This window comes from Alteromonas alvinellae, assembly GCF_902705805.1.
Map to the genome: position 1 here is coordinate 1 of NZ_CACSIH010000021.1, position 18,410 is coordinate 18,410.

General features: G+C 45.8%; 17 protein-coding genes. All 17 read left to right on the forward strand.

Going from position 1 to position 18,410, the window contains the following annotated elements; genetic code table 11:
- Positions 1-116 precede the first annotated feature (116 nt).
- On the forward strand, positions 117-2,216 hold the full coding sequence (flhA, locus tag ACX5KA_RS01425; RefSeq protein ID WP_458730262.1) for a flagellar biosynthesis protein FlhA: 2,100 nt from the start codon (positions 117-119) through the stop codon (positions 2,214-2,216).
- Positions 2,217-2,245: 29 nt separating this feature from the next.
- On the forward strand, positions 2,246-3,655 hold the full coding sequence (flhF, locus tag ACX5KA_RS01430) for a flagellar biosynthesis protein FlhF (protein WP_458730263.1): 1,410 nt from the start codon (positions 2,246-2,248) through the stop codon (positions 3,653-3,655).
- Between the two features lie 5 nt (positions 3,656-3,660).
- Entirely contained in the window at positions 3,661-4,527 is an 867-nt protein-coding gene (locus ACX5KA_RS01435) for a MinD/ParA family protein (RefSeq protein WP_039223052.1), read from the forward strand.
- Positions 4,524-5,255 carry an RNA polymerase sigma factor FliA gene (locus tag ACX5KA_RS01440; RefSeq protein ID WP_039223050.1) on the forward strand — a complete coding sequence of 244 codons (732 nt, stop codon included), beginning with the start codon at positions 4,524-4,526 and terminating at the stop codon, positions 5,253-5,255. Before ACX5KA_RS01435 ends, ACX5KA_RS01440 begins: the two co-directional genes overlap by 4 nt.
- Before the next feature lie 36 nt (positions 5,256-5,291).
- A complete protein-coding gene (cheY, locus tag ACX5KA_RS01445) occupies positions 5,292-5,675 on the forward strand; it encodes a chemotaxis response regulator CheY (protein ID WP_025254383.1) in 384 nt (127 codons plus the stop codon).
- 34 nt (positions 5,676-5,709) lie between these two features.
- Positions 5,710-6,465, forward strand: coding sequence for a protein phosphatase CheZ (locus tag ACX5KA_RS01450; protein ID WP_039223046.1), 756 nt, complete (start codon positions 5,710-5,712; stop codon positions 6,463-6,465).
- 12 nt (positions 6,466-6,477) lie between these two features.
- Positions 6,478-8,706, forward strand: coding sequence for a chemotaxis protein CheA (locus tag ACX5KA_RS01455; RefSeq protein ID WP_278343758.1), 2,229 nt, complete (start codon positions 6,478-6,480; stop codon positions 8,704-8,706).
- Positions 8,707-8,734: 28 nt separating this feature from the next.
- A complete protein-coding gene (locus ACX5KA_RS01460; RefSeq protein ID WP_039223042.1) occupies positions 8,735-9,865 on the forward strand; it encodes a protein-glutamate methylesterase/protein-glutamine glutaminase in 1,131 nt (376 codons plus the stop codon).
- 28 nt (positions 9,866-9,893) lie between these two features.
- Positions 9,894-10,658 (forward strand): ParA family protein, encoded by a 765-nt coding sequence (locus ACX5KA_RS01465; RefSeq protein WP_278343760.1) that lies wholly within the window; start codon positions 9,894-9,896, stop codon positions 10,656-10,658.
- Positions 10,659-10,665: 7 nt separating this feature from the next.
- Positions 10,666-11,472: a chemotaxis protein CheW gene (locus ACX5KA_RS01470; protein WP_039223038.1), complete on the forward strand. Its 807-nt coding sequence runs from the start codon at positions 10,666-10,668 to the stop codon at positions 11,470-11,472.
- A 17-nt stretch (positions 11,473-11,489) separates the two neighbouring features.
- Positions 11,490-11,981: a chemotaxis protein CheW gene (locus ACX5KA_RS01475; protein ID WP_039223036.1), complete on the forward strand. Its 492-nt coding sequence runs from the start codon at positions 11,490-11,492 to the stop codon at positions 11,979-11,981.
- Between the two features lie 59 nt (positions 11,982-12,040).
- Entirely contained in the window at positions 12,041-12,475 is a 435-nt protein-coding gene (locus tag ACX5KA_RS01480; RefSeq protein WP_039223035.1) for a DUF2802 domain-containing protein, read from the forward strand.
- Between the two features lie 110 nt (positions 12,476-12,585).
- Positions 12,586-13,524 (forward strand): homoserine O-acetyltransferase MetA, encoded by a 939-nt coding sequence (metA, locus tag ACX5KA_RS01485; RefSeq protein ID WP_039223033.1) that lies wholly within the window; start codon positions 12,586-12,588, stop codon positions 13,522-13,524.
- A gap of 3 nt (positions 13,525-13,527) precedes the next feature.
- Complete coding sequence (locus ACX5KA_RS01490; RefSeq protein WP_458730264.1) at positions 13,528-14,595, forward strand: homocysteine S-methyltransferase family protein; 1,068 nt, start codon at positions 13,528-13,530, stop codon at positions 14,593-14,595.
- A gap of 9 nt (positions 14,596-14,604) precedes the next feature.
- Positions 14,605-17,229, forward strand: a complete 2,625-nt coding sequence (gene metH / locus ACX5KA_RS01495) for a methionine synthase (protein ID WP_458730265.1) — start codon at positions 14,605-14,607, stop codon at positions 17,227-17,229.
- Positions 17,230-17,252: 23 nt separating this feature from the next.
- Positions 17,253-17,843, forward strand: coding sequence for a DUF938 domain-containing protein (locus ACX5KA_RS01500; RefSeq protein ID WP_239238626.1), 591 nt, complete (start codon positions 17,253-17,255; stop codon positions 17,841-17,843).
- Between the two features lie 34 nt (positions 17,844-17,877).
- Entirely contained in the window at positions 17,878-18,162 is a 285-nt protein-coding gene (ppnP, locus tag ACX5KA_RS01505) for a pyrimidine/purine nucleoside phosphorylase (protein WP_039224887.1), read from the forward strand.
- The last annotated feature ends 248 nt before the right edge of the window (positions 18,163-18,410 follow it).

Genomic DNA, 18,410 nt, shown 5'->3' on the forward strand with positions numbered 1-18,410 from the left:
AACGCAAGTTAGAGTATGATCTTGCCCTGCTCTTTCAATAAAGCTGGCACGTTAGTTGAAAACTCTCCTTCAGTTTCACGTAAAGCGTCAATTTTCTGATAGAGAGACACCAAGCCATGCAGTTATCCGGTTATCTTCAGCGATTCGATAAAAATCAGCTGCAAAATTTTACCAGTGGTTTAGGCGCACCCATCGTCCTTTTGGCAATTATGGGCATGGTTATATTGCCCATGCCGCCGTTCTTATTGGATGTGCTGTTTAGCTTCAACATTGCTTTGTCACTAGTGATTATCTTGGTGGCTGTACTTACCCAGCGTCCAGTAGATTTCGGCATTTTCCCCTTGGTGTTACTTATCGCTACGGTATTAAGGCTTGCGCTGAACGTTGCTTCTACGCGGGTTGTTTTGCTTTATGGGCACGAGGGCGGCGATGCTGCGGGTAAGGTTATCGAAGCCTTTGGTGCGGTCGTTATCGGTGGTAACTATGCCGTAGGTATTGTTGTTTTCGCCATTCTTCTTATTATCAACTTTAAAGTAGTAACCGCATGTGCAGGGCGTATCTCAGAAGTAAGTGCTCGCTTTACGTTGGATGCTATGCCTGGTAAGCAGATGGCAATCGATGCCGACTTGAATGCTGGTTATATTGACCAAGACCAAGCGCGTCAGCGCCGCGAAGAAATAACCGCAGAGGCTGACTTTTACGGGTCGATGGACGGTGCCTCAAAATTTGTAAAAGGTGACGCGGTAGCGGGCCTTTTCATCATGCTAATTAACATTGTCGGCGGTCTTTTCATTGGCATGATTCAGCACGGGCTTTCATTCGGTAATGCTATTGAAATCTACACCATATTGACTATTGGTGATGGTTTGGTGGCGCAAATTCCTTCATTATTACTTTCGGTAGCAACAGCCATTATCGTGACTCGTGAGAATGAAACTCAAGAAATGGGTAAAGAGATCCGTGGTCAGCTAGGTAATAATCAAGCGCTTTATATTGCCTCGGGCGTGCTTTTTGTCATGGGTATTATCCCTGGTATGCCTCATATCGCATTTTTGGGTTTTTCCTTCCTGATTGCCGGCTTTGCTTATTGGCAGTCGGTTCAAGCGAAGAAAAAAGCTGCAGAGCCTAAAGTGCCAGACAACGTGGTAAAAGACGAGTCGGTCGCGCCTGAAGTTAAAGAGTTAGGTTGGGATGATGTTCAGCAAGTAGATACTATCGGATTGGAAGTGGGCTATCGCTTAATTCCCTTGGTCGATAAATCCCAAGGTGGCGAGTTGTTGACGCGTATTAAAGGTGTGCGGAAGAAACTATCGCAGGAGCTGGGGTTCCTTATTCCGCCTGTCCACATCCGTGATAACTTAGACCTTGAACCTAATACTTATACGATTGCTATGCTTGGCGTAACCATTGGCGATTCTGTTATTAGTCATGATGAAGAGCTTGCTATCAACCCTGGGCAGGTGTTCGGTAAATTAGAAGGGCGAGCCACTAAAGACCCAGCCTTTGGTTTAGATGCAGTTTGGATTAAGCCGAATAAGCGCGAGCATGCGCAAACCTTGGGATACACTGTGGTAGATGCTGCTACGGTTGTGGCAACGCATCTAAGTCAATTACTTTCTAATAATGCTTATCAATTGCTAGGCCATGAAGAGGCACAGCAACTTCTTGATATGCTAGCCAAGCAGCATCCGAAACTTGTGGAAGGATTAGTACCAGACATCCTTCCGTTAAGTACGGTAGTGAAAGTGCTGCAAACCTTATTGTTTGAGGGCGTGCCTATTCGCGATATGCGTACTATTGTACAAACGCTTAGTGAGTACGGTACACGTAGCCAAGACCCAGATGTACTGGTGTCTGCAGTGCGTATTGCCCTTAAGCGTCTAATTGTCCAAGAGATTACACAAGGGGCAAAAGAGATACCTGTCATAACCTTGGCGCCAGAGTTGGAACAGATGTTGCACCAGTCACTTCAAGCAGGTGGCGAAGATGGCGCTGGCATAGAACCAGGTCTGGCAGACAAGCTGCAGAAATCATTGCAGCAAGCCAGTCAGCAGCAAGAGTTAGAGGGAGAGCCTGCGGTACTCCTTACATCTGGCATGTTGCGACCCGTTCTGTCTCGCTTCTTAAAGTATTCTGTTGTTGGGCTTCATGTTCTTTCATACCAGGAAGTGCCTGACGACAAACAAATAAAAATAGTCAGTTCGGTCGGTCAATAATCTGACACTGGGTGATTGGAGAGGTTGCAATGAAAATTAGACGTTTCTTCGGCAAAGATATGCGTGAGGCGTTAAGCCAAGTTAAAGCTGAATTGGGCAGTGACGCTGTGATCATGTCAAATCGGAAGGTCGCTGACGGCATCGAACTTGTAGCAGCCTACGACAAAGAGCCGGAAGCCAAGCTTTTTACGCCTAAGGCGGCTGCGCAAACCGCTGCTAAAACACCTGGTCAAAAGGCAGTGCCTAGCCTAAGCGAAATTATTGGTGACGACGGCCCTGACAGCTTAAAAGCATTGCTTGAAAAGCAACACAGTGGAACTAATAGTGTGGCGAGTCCCGCGAAATCTAATCAACCAATGACAACAAACGCTAAGCACGCCAATGAAATTGCTTCGCACTTAGACTTTTCAGAGGCGTTTATTGACGATATAGAAAATCAATCATTTGGTGAAGATACTGTTAGTCAACACGCTTTCCCAGAACATCAAGCTTCAAGCATAGGCGAAACGCCGGTATCTCAGTCGGCAGAACTTGCACAAATCAAAGAAGAGTTAGCTTCACTTCGCGACGTATTACAGTATCAAGTTGCCGACTTAATGGAAGCGAAGAACAAGCGTCAAAAACCTGTTCATCAATACCTAGTCACGCGATTAACTGATATGGGGTTAAGTAGCGCGCTAGCAACACAGCTTTTAAGTTATACACCGGCCCACTACAACGAACGTGACGCATGGGTTTATCTTCTTAACCTATTGGCTAATCGCATAAATGTTACTGGTAACGATATACTTAACGCACAAGGTGCTGTTGCACTCGTAGGGCCAACGGGTACGGGTAAAACAACCACTGTTGCAAAGTTAGCCGCTCGCTATGCGCAGAAATACGGTGCAGAGTCGGTGGCTATGATAACCATTGATACGTATAGAATTGCAGCCTATGAGCAGCTAGCGACATACGGAAAAATTATTGGCTGTACTGTGCGAAAAGCGCAAACTAGTGAAGAACTTGCAGATTTATTGTTCCAACTTCGCCATAAGCGACTAGTATTGATTGATACAGCAGGTTTTAGTCAACGTGATAGTCGATTAATTAAGCAAATTAAGCAGTTCGACAACGGCCAAATGCCAAAAGTAAAAAAATATTTGGTAGCGCAAGCTAATACGCAATACCCTGCTTTGCAGAGAATTATTCAAGCGTATGATGATATTGAACTAAGTGGCTGTATTTTCACAAAGTTAGATGAGTGCTACTCTTTGGGAGAGGTGCTTAGTGCAGCAGTTGAATACCAACTTCCGGTTAGTTATGTCACCGATGGTCAAAAAGTGCCTGAAGACATTAAGATTGCAGAAGCGAAATCTTTGGTTTCCGCTGCTGCAAAGCTTTATAAAAAGTACGGTTTGAATCATACTAGTGGTAACAACGCAATTAAAACAGCATAAGCAGTATGATTGACGATCAAGCGAGTAGCTTAAGAAAAATGAAGCAATCACGGTTAATCAAAGTAATCGCCGTCACTGGTGGTAAAGGTGGCGTAGGTAAAACGAACATTACACTTAACACCGCTATCGCGATGGCGAAGCAGGGTAAGCGAGTAATGGTTCTTGACGCCGACCTTGGCCTTGCCAACGTAGATGTGATGTTAGGGCTAAGGGTTGAGAAAAATCTATCTCATGTACTCTCTGGAGAATGCACGTTGGACGAAGTGCTAGTGACCGGTCCTCACGGCATTAAGATTGCGCCTGCCACATCAGGCACGCAGTCAATGGCAGAGCTTTCACCAACGCAACACGCTGGTTTAATCAGAGCGTTTAGCGAATTACGGTCTCAGATAGATGTGCTTATTGTCGACACCGCGGCAGGCATATCAGATATGGTATTGAGCTTCTCAAAGGCCTCACAAGATATTATGGTCGTCGTATGCGATGAGCCAACATCTTTAACAGATGCCTACGCACTAATAAAAATTCTTAACCGCGAGCACGGTGTTTTTCGTTTTAAAGTCGTAGCCAATATGGTGCGCGATGTGCGTGAAGGTCAGGAATTATTTAGCAAATTAAGCAAAGTGACAGGGCGTTTTCTCGATGTTGCACTAGAATTAGTGGCGACAGTGCCCTTCGACGAGAATATTCGCAAGGCGGTGCGCAAGCAAACGGCTATTGTTGACGCCTTTCCAGGTTCTCCGGCAGCAGTAGCGATAACTAAGTTGGCAAGTAAAGCACTTACGTGGCCAATTCCAGCGCAGCCCGGTGGCCACTTAGAATTTTTCATTGAACAATTAGTTGCAGAAAAAGCCGTAGGAAGTCAGCGTTGAACAGCAAGGCAGCCGCTTATCAACAACAAACAGATAAATCGCAGTTAGTCGAAAGACATGCGCCTCTGGTAAAGCGAATTGCGCATCATTTGATTGCGCGACTGCCTGCCAGCGTACTTGTTGATGACCTTATTCAATCAGGCATGATTGGGTTGCTAGAGGCCGCTCGAAACTTTGACGGCTCTAAAGGCGCAAGTTTCGAAACCTTCGCAGGAATTCGAATTCGTGGTGCCATGCTCGACGAGATACGAAAAGGTGATTGGACCCCGCGTTCTGTTCACCGTAACGGCCGCGCCATAACGGAAGCGATATCTCAAGTAGAGAGCGAGACAGGGCGCGATGCACGAGATTCAGATATTGCTGACAAGCTTAACGTAAGCTTGCAGGATTATCACCAGATGCTTAATGAAGTAAATGCCGGAAAGCTAGTGGGTATTGAAGATTTAGGTGTGTCGGAAGATGTTATTACTACTGAACAAAGTAGAGGCAGTGACGCACCGTTAGAAGATTTAATGCAGGGTGCTTTTCAAAAAGCGCTTGCCCATGCAATTACGACATTACCTGAGCGAGAAGCGATTGTACTTTCACTTTATTACGATGAAGAACTAAACTTAAGAGAAATAGGCGAAGTTCTTGATGTAAGTGAGTCGAGAGTCAGTCAAATTCATAGTCAAGCCATGTTAAAACTCAAATCACGAATGAAGTCGTGGCAAGCTGACGAAGAATAGAGATTAATAACAATTAACCCCTCACTGGAGGCTATTTTGGACAAAAGCATGAAAATTCTCGTGGTCGATGACTTTTCTACCATGAGACGAATCATCAAAAACCTGCTAAAAGATTTGGGTTTTGCCAACATCCAGGAAGCGGATGACGGAAGCACTGCATTACCTATGTTACAACAGGGCGATTTCGACTTTGTTGTGACCGATTGGAATATGCCTGGTATGCAGGGCATCGATTTGCTTCGCGCTATAAGAGCAGACGATAAGCTTAAGCATTTGCCTGTGCTTATGGTTACTGCGGAAGCGAAAAAAGAGCAAATCGTTGCAGCGGCGCAAGCAGGTGTAAATGGTTACGTTGTAAAGCCGTTCACAGCAGCAACACTAAAAGAAAAATTAGATAAAATATTCGAACGTTTAGGTTGATCCAGACGCTCACCAGATAAATGAGGTTTACTGGATGACAACGAATGTAAACGTTCCAATATCGTTAGAGGAAGCAAAACAACTTGTCGCCTTTCTTGAAGAAGGCGATAAGACTTCAGCTAGCGCACTACTTGAAGCCGTCTCAATGAAAGAAAACGTTGAGTTGTTTGCTGAAGTAGGTAAATTGACGCGTCAACTCCACGACGCGTTGAATAACTTTCAAATAGACGACCGCATCAAAAATTTAGCTACAGATGACATTCCTGATGCGCAGTCCCGCCTTACCTACGTAATTGAAGAAACTGAAAAAGCTGCTAATACTACTATGGATGCCGTTGAGGCGAGCATGCCGATAGCAGAAATGCTGTCGGAGCGGATCGAAAAGGTCATGCCAGAGTGGAAGAAGCTTATGAATCGCCAAATCGAACTTGGTGAATTTAAGGCTTTATGCGCAGACTTAGACGAATTATTGGAAGAAGGTTCGGCTCAGTCAGCTAAACTTACACAATTGCTTACCGAAGTTTTGATGGCACAGGGCTATCAAGACTTAACAGGGCAGGTTATTCGTCGCGTTATCGACCTTGTAAAAGAGGTAGAAGATAGTCTTGTAAACATGCTTACCATGTTTGGGGAACGCGACGGTACAGAACACACTAAACCATCTAGCGTTAAGGCCGATAAGGTTGATGGTGTAGAGGCGGAAGGCCCAATCATTGATGCTGATCAACGGGACGATGTCGTTTCAGGTCAAGATGATGTAGATGATCTTCTGTCTAGCTTAGGTTTTTAGGGGAGCGGGCGCATGTCGTTTGATGTTGACGAGGATATATTACAGGACTTTTTGGTTGAGGCCGGAGAGATACTTGAACAATTACAAGAACAGCTCGTTGATCTTGAGAACAATCCTGAAGACGCGGATTTATTAAATGCAATTTTCCGTGGCTATCACACAGTAAAAGGCGGAGCGGGCTTCCTTTCTCTTACTGAGTTAGTTGAAATTTGTCACGGTGCCGAAAACGTTTTTGACGTAATGCGCAATGGCCAAAGAACGCTAACACCTGAATTAATGGATATTATTTTGCAGGCCACGGATGTGGTCGTTGAAATGTTCGAGCGCGTAAAAGCGCGCGATCCATTGGAGCCTGCAGATGCGCATCTAGTGGACGTTTTACACAAATTAAGCCGCCCAGAATCTCCAGATGAAAACATATTCGAGAACGCCAGTACGCCCGCTGCCGAGCCAGAGGTGGTTGCTGAAGAGCCCGAGTTAGTTATAGAAGAGCCTGCGCCTTCAACGACGGACGTGGGTGACAGTAGCGGTGGTATTGACGAAATAACTGAAGATGAGTTTGAGGCACTTCTCGATGAACTTCATGGCTCTGGTGCGCCAGGGCAGTCAGCACCAGCAAAAAGCGAACCTGCTAAGTCACCAGTGCCGGCGGCGAGTTCTGATAGCGATGATATTACCGACGAAGAGTTCGAAGCACTGTTAGACGACCTTCACGGAAAAGGTAAATTTGGCGGTGAAGAAAAAGCGGCGGCTGCGCCAGCTCCAGCATCTGCAACGCCATCTTCATCAGCAACCAGCGCAGGTGACGAAGAAATTACCGACGATGAATTCGAAGCGCTACTTGATCAGTTACATGGTTCTGGCCAGGGGCCGACTAAGCAGGGCGCGGCGACAACGTCGCCAGAGCCTCTTGTAGATAAAGCAGCAACAGAAGCTGTTCAGAAAGCAAAACAAGCTGCGCCAGCCGCGCCTAAAGCGACACCAGCGCCAGCCAAAACAAGCGCTCCTGCTGCGCCCAAAGCAGCACCTAAAAAAGATGATAAGAAAGCGAGCCCAGCAGCACCTCCTGCAGAGACCACTGTACGTGTAGATACTAAGCGCCTAGACCAAATAATGAATATGGTCGGTGAGCTAGTTTTGGTTAGAAATAGACTCATTAGCTTAGGTATCAATAGCAACGACGAGAGCATGTCAAAAGCTATCGCCAACTTAGATGTGGTAACGGGTGACTTGCAAGGTGCGGTAATGAAAACCCGCATGCAGCCTATCAAGAAGGTGTTTGGTCGCTTCCCTCGTGTTGTTCGAGACCTCGCAAGAAGCTTAAAGAAAGAAATTACCTTAGAGCTGGTCGGTGAAGAAACCGATTTAGATAAAAACTTGGTTGAAGCTCTGGCCGATCCCCTAGTGCATTTGGTGAGAAACTCCGTCGACCATGGTATTGAGATGCCGGATGACCGCGCTGCAGCGGGTAAACCGCGCATGGGTACGGTTCAGCTATCGGCATCTCAAGAAGGCGACCACATTCTTCTTACTATCGAAGATGATGGTAAGGGAATGGATGCCGAGAAGCTAAAAGAGATCGCTATTAGTCGTGGTGTACTAGACGCGGATGCTGCAGCACGAATGTCAGATGTTGAAGCGTTCAATCTTATATTTGCACCAGGCTTTTCCACTAAAACTGAAATTAGTGATATTTCTGGTCGTGGTGTGGGTATGGACGTGGTTAAGACCAAAATTAACCAGCTTAACGGTACGGTTAATATCGATTCGCAGCTAGGAAAAGGCACGCGACTGGATATTAAAGTTCCGCTAACGCTAGCCATTCTACCCACATTAATGATTGTTGTAGGAAAACAGACCTTTGCGTTACCATTAGGTGCGGTGAACGAAATAATAAATATGGACATCAAGAAGACCAATACGGTCGATGGCCAATTAACAATGATAGTTCGTTCAAAAGCAATTCCTTTGTTTTTCCTTGGCGAATGGCTAATCCGAGGCCCCAAAAATATCGATAAAGAAAAGGGGCATGTTGTTGTAGTACAAATTGGTACACAGCAAGTCGGGTTTGTCGTAGACGCGCTGATAGGCCAGGAAGAAGTGGTTATCAAACCGTTGGATGCATTGTTGCAAGGAACGCCTGGTATGGCGGGAGCTACAATTACGTCAGACGGTGGAATTGCACTAATTTTAGATATTCCGAGCCTGCTAAAACGGTACGCGCGTAAACCCATCAAGTAAGGCGATGAATTAACAGGAATGATAATCCATGGTCTTTAAAGTCCTAGTCGTGGACGACTCGACCTTTTATCGCCGTCGAGTAAGAGAAATACTCGATGGTGATAGAGAACTTGAAGTTGTCGGGGAAGCGAGAAACGGGCGTGATGCACTCGACAAAGCCGAGGCGCTTAAACCCGATGTAATAACCATGGACGTTGAAATGCCAGTTATGGATGGTATTTCGGCTGTGAAGGTTATTATGGATAAACGTCCTACGCCTATTTTAATGTTCTCTTCATTAACGCATCACGGCGCCCAAGCGACGCTTGACGCGTTAGAAGCGGGCGCGCTAGATTTTTTACCCAAAAAATTCGAAGACATCGCTCAAGACAGAAAAGATGCTTCGCGGCTACTTTGTACTAAAGTCAGGTTGATAGCGCGAAGAGGACTGGGTTTGAAGCGCCCATCCTTTCGCAATATTGAGTCCAGAAAACTTCCTGATAACGCGCCTAAACAAGCGTTTTTCAAAACGTCGGGTTTACTTTCTGGTCATAAAGACGCGGCCAAGCAGCCTACCGTTTCGTCTGTAAGACCAACAGGGAAGCAGTATAAATGTTTGGCAATAGGGGCATCAACAGGTGGGCCTGTAGCACTTCAAAAAGTGCTTTCTCCGCTACCCGGAGACTTCCCGTACCCCATTTTACTTGTACAACACATGCCGGGAACCTTCACTACCGCATTTGCACAGCGCTTAGACAGTAATTGCAAGATTGCTGTAAAGGAAGCTGAGCAAGGCGATATTTTGAAGCCTGGACATGCTTACCTCGCACCCGGGGGCAAGCAAATGCTTATTGAGTCTATCGGAAGCAACAAGCGGATATCGATTGTAGATGCAAGCCAGGCAGATAAAGTGAACTACAAGCCAAGTGTAGACCTTACGTTTAGCTCGTTAGCTAGAGCCTATGGTGGAGATGTATTAGGAGTCATACTAACGGGTATGGGTGCTGACGGTAGGGAAGGCTGTCGACTACTTAAAGATAAAGGTGCGACTATTTGGGCGCAAGACCAAGACTCCTGTGTAGTTTACGGTATGCCTCAAGCTGTCGCCGCGGCCAACATATCGAGTAAGAATATTAGTATCGATGATATGAGCAGTTGCGTTCAAACCGAAATGCGATAGCAGTTTGAATAGTAATGGAACAGCAATTATGAAAGTGTGGACGGTAGCAAATCAAAAAGGCGGGGTAGGTAAGACCACTACAACCGTCAGCCTTGGCGGCTTGCTGGCTCAAAAGGGCAAGCGAGTGCTTATGATTGATACTGATCCACACGCATCGCTGAGCTATTACTTTGGTATTGATGCTGAGGCGACAAGTCATTCAGTTTACGACATTTTTATTAAGTCTAATGAGATTTCTGCCGATAACGTAATGGATTGTCTTTGCCCTACAAAGCTTGATAATTTGTATGTGCTACCAGCGACTATGGCTCTAGCGACGCTAGACAGAACCATGGGAAGCGAACAGGGTATGGGCTTAGTGTTGAAAAAAGCACTCGCTACAATATCCGGTGAATTCGACGTTGCTATTATCGACTGTCCTCCGGTTTTAGGGGTGCTGATGGTAAATGCACTAGCGGCATGCGATAAAGTGATTGTGCCGACTCAGACAGAGTATTTAGCACTTAAAGGTTTGGATAGGATGATCCGTACTATGGAAATCATGGGGCGTTCGTTAAATAAGTCCTTTGACACCCTGATTATTCCAACTATGTTTGATAAGCGTACAAACGCCGCGTTGGCGTCAAGAAAACGATTAATGAGTGATTACGGGGAGCGCGTCTGGGAAGGTGTGATTCCGGTTGATACGCACTTTAGAGATGCAAGTTTGGTACAGCTTCCGATCTCTGCTGCGTATCCAAAGACGAGAGGTGTAAATGCCTACGAGAAACTGTTAGCCGTATTGGAGAAATAACAAAAGCATGAGCAAGCAATCGCCATTTGCCCGTGAAGAAGTAATGGAGGCATACTTAGATAGCCTTCTTAAAGAGCCAGAAACACCTGAAGATGTGACTGCGCGCACGGCAAAATTGCTTGAGCAGGCTTCTCAGCAGATGGCTGAATCAGCGCTTGTTTCAACCGTTGAAAAAAGTGAGCCTCCAACGAGTGAGCAGGAGGCGATAGCGGAAAAGGTTACATCGTTAATTGAAACGCAAAAAGTCGAGACGGTTGATGGTAAACAGCAACAGTTTTACGCTGAAACTTCAGCAGCGCAAGAACAAGACGAGGTATTAGGTCGAAGTCCAATATCAAAAGTTCCACTAAAGGATACTCTCGGCTTTCGCTTTCAGGCGCTATTCTTTGAGGTGGCGGGATTAACACTAGCGGTGCCATTAACATCGCTAGGTGGTATACACCAAATTGAAAAAATAGGCCCTTTATTTGGAAAACCTGACTGGTTTATGGGTGTAATGTTGCACAGAGAGTCTAAACTAAGTGTTGTTGACTCTGCAAAATGGGTAATGCCGGAAAAATATGACGAAAACCTCGCACAATCACTTAACTACCGATATCTTATAATGTTAGGAGAGAGTGCGTGGGGATTAGCAAGCGAAAAGCTTGTAAATACAGTCAATTTGACTACCGATGATGTTAAATGGCGCGAGTCCACAGGTAAGCGTCCCTGGTTAGCAGGGATGGTTAAAGAAAAAATGTGCGCGTTAATTGACGTTGAAGAATTAATATCTATGCTTAACAAAGGCTTAGGCAGTAACGACCAGACGCCATAGTATTGGGAGCCAGGTTCATGAGCGACGAAAGAATGAATAATAATGCTACCGACAGCAACGACGAAGTCCTTCAATGGGTGACGTATCGCTTAGGTGAAGAAACTTACGGTATTAACGTAATGCAAGTACAAGAAGTCTTGCGTTATACCGAAATAGCCCCTGTACCCGGTGCACCAGACTATGTGCTTGGTATTATAAATTTGCGTGGCAACGTGGTGACTGTCATCGATACCCGTGCTCGTTTTGGACTACCTCCGACGGAAATCACGGACAATACACGTATAGTGATCATTGAGTCCGACGAACAGGTTGTCGGTATTTTGGTGGATAGTGTAGCCGAAGTGGTGTATCTGAAATCTTCAGAAATTGATAGTGCGCCTAACGTTGGTACTGAAGAAAGTGCCAAGTTTATTCAAGGCGTTAGCAACCGCGATGGCGAACTGCTTATCCTAGTCGACCTCAATAAATTGCTAAGCGACGAAGAGTGGGATGAGCTTAGTAATATATAGATAATGAATAGGCGGTATCGGTTGTCTATACCGCCAACACTTTCCCAAGGGTTACGTCCATGGATTGGCAGCTTGCTGCACCTACCTTACTAGAACTCATACTGTGTATTCTCGTAGTTATACTCGTCGCCACGATGGGTGTGCTGTATTCGCACATAAACAAGTTGCGTTCTGCATTAAGCGAAAGCGAACATGCTAACGCAGAGGCTATTGCCCGTGCTGAAGCGCTCGCTAAAAATGCGAACAACCAACAGAACGAGGCACAAGCACGCGCATTGGTCATCACCCGCCATCTTCAAGAGCTAGACGAAAAGCAAACTGATATAGAAAATCAGCTTCGTGAGCTCAAGCTACAAGACCCTTCATTGCGTTTATATCAGCGTGCTGCAGACTTAGTTAAGCAAGGCGCCAGTATTGACGAAATTATTGAAGCCTGTGACATTCCTCGTGCTGAAGCTGAAATGTTAGTGATGGTGCATAAGCAAAATAGCTAACATTTTTCCCACCAGATGAAAAAACGTTTAGACGTCTAGACGTAAAGATGTTGACATATCGCCAGTTATAGACACAATACAGATATTGGAATTTATCACTGGAGTCCTCTATGCCAATTCGTATTCCTGAGCAGTTACCCGCGCAGAATGTACTACTAGGTGAAAACATTTTTACCATGGACATGGACAGGGCTGCCAATCAGGATATTCGTCCTCTTGAAGTCGGCATTCTTAATTTAATGCCGAACAAGATAGAAACAGAAGTACAGTTACTTCGCCTGTTATCGAATACGCCGCTACAAATAAACGTAGACTTGATTAGAATTGATAATCAAGCACCCAAAAATACTCCACAGTCACACATGGATGCCTTCTATCACGACTTTTCAGCGGTCGCGAACAAAAAATACGATGGGCTTATAGTAACCGGTGCGCCTCTTGCGCTTATCGATTATGAAGAGGTGAAGTACTGGGACACTATGACCACCATACTGGAATGGGCGCAGCGACACGTTAACTCTACTCTGTATTTATGTTGGGCTGCCCATGCGGCTATGTATCACTTCTATGGTATAACCCGAGAGATCAGAAACGAAAAATTTTCCGGTGTTTTTAAGCATAAAGTGAACGATCCTCACAATGAACTATTGAGAGGTTTTGACCCCACGTTTTACGCTCCGCACTCTCGATATGGGCACATCAATACCTCGCTATATAACAGTGTTGATGGGCTCAGTGTTGTGGCAGAATCTGACGATGTGGGTGCGTATATTGTGGCGTCAGAAGACAAGCGAATGGTGTTTGTAACAGGCCATCCAGAATACGATCCAGATACGCTCAAAGACGAATATTTACGCGATATTGCGGCGGGACAAACGCCGGCAATGCCGAAAAACTATTTTGAAGGGGATGATCCAGCCAAGTCTCCTATAGTACAGTGGCGCTCGCACGGCAGCCTATTGTTTACGAACTGGCTGAATTATTATGTCTATCAGACCACGCCTTACGATTTAAGTCAGCTTGCTGAAAAGTCACAGCCAAAGAGGTAGCACGTGAGCCAAAGACCAATTTCTAGCGCGCAGGCATCGCTTACAGAAGCCGCTCAAAAACGCATTCTTATTTTAGACGGTGCCATGGGCACCATGATCCAGCGCCACAAGTTAGAAGAAGAAGATTATCGCGGAACGCAGTTTGCCGACTGGCACTGCGATGTTAAGGGTAACAATGATTTGTTGGTCCTAACCCAGCCCGATATTATTTATCAAATCCATTGCGATTATTTTGAAGCTGGTGCGGACATTATTGAAACGAATACGTTTAATGCTACGACTATCGCTATGGCCGATTACGATATGCAGGCTCAATCCCGTGATATTAATTTAGCTGCAGCTAAATTGGCGCGTAAAGCAGCAGACGAATTCACAGCGAAAACACCTGATAAACCCCGTTTTGTTGCCGGCGTATTAGGGCCAACAAACCGCACGGCGTCTATTTCACCTGATGTTAATGACCCAGGTAAGCGCAATGTCACGTTTGACGAATTAGTAGAGGCCTATAGTGAGTCTACCGAAGCGCTCATTGAAGGCGGTGCAGATTTAATCATGCTGGAAACCATCTTCGATACACTTAATGCGAAAGCGGCAGCCTATGCGGTAGAGTCGGTTTTTGAAAAGCTAGGTATATCGCTGCCCGTTATGGTGTCTGGCACGATTACCGATGCCTCAGGGCGCACACTGTCTGGTCAAACCGCGGAAGCGTTTTATTATTCCATGCGACACATCAGTCCATTCTCATTCGGCTTAAACTGTGCTCTTGGGCCAGACTTACTGCGCCAATACGTAGATGAAGTTGCTACTGTTAGTGAGTGCTTAATTTCAGCGCACCCTAACGCTGGTTTACCCAACGAGTTTGGTGAATACGACATGGAAGGCCCTGAAATGGCCGAGCACATCAAAGAATGGGCGCAGTCAGGGCTAGTGAATATCGTAGGTGGCTGCTGCGGCAGTACACCAGAACACATTCGCGATATTGCTAACGCGGTAAATGGGATTGCGCCAAGAAAAGTGCCAAAGTTTGAACCCAAAATGCGTTTGTCAGGCCTAGAGCCGTTTGTACACTAGGAGGGCATAATGAGCGCAGAATTTTCTACATTTATTAATATCGGTGAGCGCACCAACGTTACAGGCTCTGCTCGCTTTAAACGACTTATTCTTGAAGGTGATTATGAAACCGCGCTTGATGTCGCAAGACAGCAGGTAGAAAACGGTGCCCAAATCATTGATATCAATATGGATGAGGCTATGCTTGATTCTAAGCAGGCCATGATCACCTTTTTAAACCTGATAGCCTCTGAGCCAGATATTAGCCGAGTTCCCATTATGATCGACTCGTCTAAATGGGAGATTATCGAAGCAGGGCTTAAGTGTGTGCAGGGCAAAGCGATTGTTAACTCTATTAGCTTAAAAGAAGGGGAAGAGATCTTCTTAAACCAAGCTAAGCTAATAAAGCGCTATGGTGCTGCAACCGTAGTGATGGCCTTCGATGAGACCGGCCAGGCCGATACACAAGCACGCAAAGTTGAGATTTGTCAGCGTAGTTACAAGCTGCTGACAGAAGAAGTCGGCTTTCCTCCTGAAGATATTATTTTTGACCCTAACATTTTCGCAGTAGCGACGGGTATTGAGGAGCACGATAACTACGCGGTTGATTTCATTGAAGCTACCCGAGAAATACGTAAAACCTGTCCGTACTCACATATTTCCGGCGGCCTTTCTAATATTTCGTTCTCGTTCAGAGGGAACAACCCGGTTCGCGAAGCTATGCACTCGGTATTCCTATATCACGCTATTCGAGCCGGTATGGATATGGCTATTGTGAATGCAGGTCAGCTAGAAGTATACGACGAAATACCCGCTGAATTGCGCGATGCGGTTGAAGACGTGATTTTAAACCGCAGAAGTGATGCTACTGAACGCTTACTCGATATTGCACCGAACTATCAAGGCGACGGTAAAGCGGCCGCGAAGGAAGATTTATCCTGGCGCGAGCAAGAAGTGAATAAGCGCTTAGAGCATGCGCTTGTTAAAGGCATTACCGATTACATCATTGAAGATACTGAAGAAGCGCGTCAACAAGCTGAGCGTCCGTTACATGTTATTGAAGGGCCGTTAATGGACGGCATGAACGTAGTAGGGGATTTGTTCGGTGAAGGTAAGATGTTCCTTCCGCAGGTAGTAAAGTCGGCCCGTGTAATGAAAAAAGCGGTTGCCCATTTACAGCCTTTTATTGAACAAGAAAAGTCAGACGATGCGAAAAGCAACGGTAAAATTCTTCTCGCTACGGTAAAAGGTGACGTTCACGATATCGGTAAAAATATCGTAGGCGTGGTACTTCAGTGCAATAACTTTGAAGTGATTGATCTTGGCGTAATGGTGCCAGCGGCGACAATCTTACAAACCGCTAAAGATGAAAACGTTGATATGATAGGCCTGTCGGGCCTTATTACACCTTCACTAGATGAAATGGTTCACGTTGCCAAAGAAATGGAGCGTCAGGGCTTTGATATCCCGCTGCTTATTGGCGGGGGGGCTACGTCTAAAGCGCACACTGCGGTAAAAATTGAACAAAACTACCATGCGCCTGTAGCCTATGTTCCAAATGCTAGTAGAGCAGTAGGCGTATGTCAGCGCCTTCTAAACAAAACGTCCCGCGAGATTTACGCGCAGGAATTGGCAAAAGAATACGATACGGTACGTGAACAGCACGCCCGTAAAAAGCCGCGCAGCAAGCCGGTGACATTAGCTCAAGCCAGAGAAAACGCTTTTAAGCCAGATTTTACGACTTTACCAGTAAAACCTGCGAACCTAGGTGTAACACCGGTAACCGCCGATTTGGCTACGCTGCGCAACTACATTGATTGGACGCCATTTTTCTTAACCTGGTCTTTGGCAGGCAAGTACCCACGTATACTTGAAGATGAGGTGGTGGGAGAGCAGGCACAGTCACTGTTTAACGACGCCAACGCCATGCTGGATAAAATTATCGAAGAGAACAGCCTTCAGGCGAAAGGCGTTATCGGCTTGTTTCCTGCCAATCGCGTTAATGACGATGTTGAAATTTATACCGATGAGTCGAGAAACCAAGTTCAAGGTGTTGCCCATCACTTGCGTCAGCAAACCCTAAAAGACAAATTCGCTAATTATTGTTTAGCAGACTTTGTAGCTGAAAAGTCGAGTGGCATAAATGATTATGTGGGCGCTTTTGCCGTTACCGGTGGTATAGGGGAAGACGAGCTTGCTGATAGCTATATTCAGACTGGCGATGACTACAACGGTATTATGGTTAAAGCGGTGGCAGACAGGCTTGCCGAAGCGTTTGCGGAATATCTGCACGAGCAAGTGCGTAAGCACTATTGGGGCTACGCCGCTAACGAATCACTGAGTAACGAAGAACTTATCCGCGAAAAATATCAGGGCATTAGACCGGCACCAGGCTACGCTGCGTGTCCAGAACACACCGAAAAGCAGCTTATTTGGGATTTATTGTCAGCAGAGCAGCATACAGGTATGAAGCTTACGGAAAGTTACGCCATGTGGCCGGGGGCGTCAGTATCGGGTTGGTATTTTGCTCACCCTGATGCCAAATACTTTGCTGTCGCCAAAATTCAAGCCGACCAAGTAGAGGATTACGCCACACGTAAAGGCTGGACCTTGGAAGAAGCTGAAAAGTGGTTGGGTCCAAACTTAAGTGATTAATGCTGATTAGGCAGGTAACGTGTATGCAAATCGAAAAGCCTTTTAGTCAGGCTTGTGAGAACAACAAGCGCGCCATTTTGAGCGTGCTTGAACGTAAATTTGCCAATTGCCGACAGGTATTAGAGATAGGGAGTGGAACAGGTCAGCACGCCGTATTTTTGGCTGAGCATTTGCCCCATCTTATTTGGCACACAAGCGACCAACCACACTATCACGAAGGCATTGCCGCGTGGCTGAGTGATTCAAATACGGGGAATGTGAAACCTCCCATTGCATTCACCGTTGGGCAAGATGACTTTCCCAACCTCGACATAGACGGCATTTTTACGGCAAACACCGCGCATATCATGCAAAAAGAAGAGGTGAAGCTACTAATGGAATCAGTAGCGTTGCACTTACCCAAAGGGGGCGTATTCTGTCAGTATGGCCCTTTTACACATAGTGGTAGGTTTACTTCTGAAAGTAACCAAGCCTTCCATACTTCGCTTTTAGCGCGTGGTTATGGTGGCTACCGCGATATCAATGAGCTTACTGCTTGGGCAGGCGAGTTAAGCTTGCAAGACATTATCGACATGCCCGCCAATAACCATATGCTTATTTGGCAAAAACGCTAGAAAAGCATCTCTTGCATCAATGAAAGGAGTAGCTATGAGCTTTAAAGTAAACCATTATTTCGACAATAAAGTGAGCTCGATTGGGTTTGAATCTGCAAACGGCCCCTGCACCTCGGGTGTGATGTCTCCGGGTGAATACACATTTTCTACCTCTCAAAAAGAGCTAATGAAAGTGGTAGAAGGTGAGCTAGTTGTGAAGCTTCCGGGAAGTGACGAATGGCAATCTTTTGCTACAGGCAGCAGCTTTAATGTACCCGCCGATGCTTCTTTTGACGTAAAAGTGTCTACGCCTACCGCTTATCTTTGCTTTTACAGCTAATTCTTAAAAGCGTTTAATTCACTCTGTATTTGAACTTTCGTAGAATTGACTTTCAGAGGTTGTAAAATTTCTCTGTATATCTCAAAGTATTAGAAGTGCAAGCGAGCTTGGCTCACTTGCGCTTTTATACTAATAAAACTAAACCTGAAATGTGTGCGAATTATCAGGGCCTGTTGACCTTTGATGTACGAATTTTGTACTAAATGGAAGCCTTTTAATCGCGAAACAGTCCTGCAAGCCTAGCGGGC

What these genes read in the sequence shown, in the direction of transcription:
- ACX5KA_RS01450 (WP_039223046.1), top strand. Translation starts at nt 5,710, where the DNA reads ATGACAACGAATGTAAACGTTCCAATATCGTTAGAGGAAGCAAAACAA.
- ACX5KA_RS01500 (WP_239238626.1), top strand. Translation starts at nt 17,253, where the DNA reads ATGCAAATCGAAAAGCCTTTTAGTCAGGCTTGTGAGAACAACAAGCGC.
- flhA (WP_458730262.1), top strand. Translation starts at nt 117, where the DNA reads ATGCAGTTATCCGGTTATCTTCAGCGATTCGATAAAAATCAGCTGCAA.
- flhF (WP_458730263.1), top strand. Translation starts at nt 2,246, where the DNA reads ATGAAAATTAGACGTTTCTTCGGCAAAGATATGCGTGAGGCGTTAAGC.
- metA (WP_039223033.1), top strand. Translation starts at nt 12,586, where the DNA reads ATGCCAATTCGTATTCCTGAGCAGTTACCCGCGCAGAATGTACTACTA.
- ACX5KA_RS01470 (WP_039223038.1), top strand. Translation starts at nt 10,666, where the DNA reads ATGAGCAAGCAATCGCCATTTGCCCGTGAAGAAGTAATGGAGGCATAC.
- metH (WP_458730265.1), top strand. Translation starts at nt 14,605, where the DNA reads ATGAGCGCAGAATTTTCTACATTTATTAATATCGGTGAGCGCACCAAC.
- ACX5KA_RS01455 (WP_278343758.1), top strand. Translation starts at nt 6,478, where the DNA reads ATGTCGTTTGATGTTGACGAGGATATATTACAGGACTTTTTGGTTGAG.
- ACX5KA_RS01480 (WP_039223035.1), top strand. Translation starts at nt 12,041, where the DNA reads ATGGATTGGCAGCTTGCTGCACCTACCTTACTAGAACTCATACTGTGT.
- ppnP (WP_039224887.1), top strand. Translation starts at nt 17,878, where the DNA reads ATGAGCTTTAAAGTAAACCATTATTTCGACAATAAAGTGAGCTCGATT.
- ACX5KA_RS01475 (WP_039223036.1), top strand. Translation starts at nt 11,490, where the DNA reads ATGAGCGACGAAAGAATGAATAATAATGCTACCGACAGCAACGACGAA.
- ACX5KA_RS01460 (WP_039223042.1), top strand. Translation starts at nt 8,735, where the DNA reads ATGGTCTTTAAAGTCCTAGTCGTGGACGACTCGACCTTTTATCGCCGT.
- ACX5KA_RS01465 (WP_278343760.1), top strand. Translation starts at nt 9,894, where the DNA reads ATGAAAGTGTGGACGGTAGCAAATCAAAAAGGCGGGGTAGGTAAGACC.
- ACX5KA_RS01435 (WP_039223052.1), top strand. Translation starts at nt 3,661, where the DNA reads ATGATTGACGATCAAGCGAGTAGCTTAAGAAAAATGAAGCAATCACGG.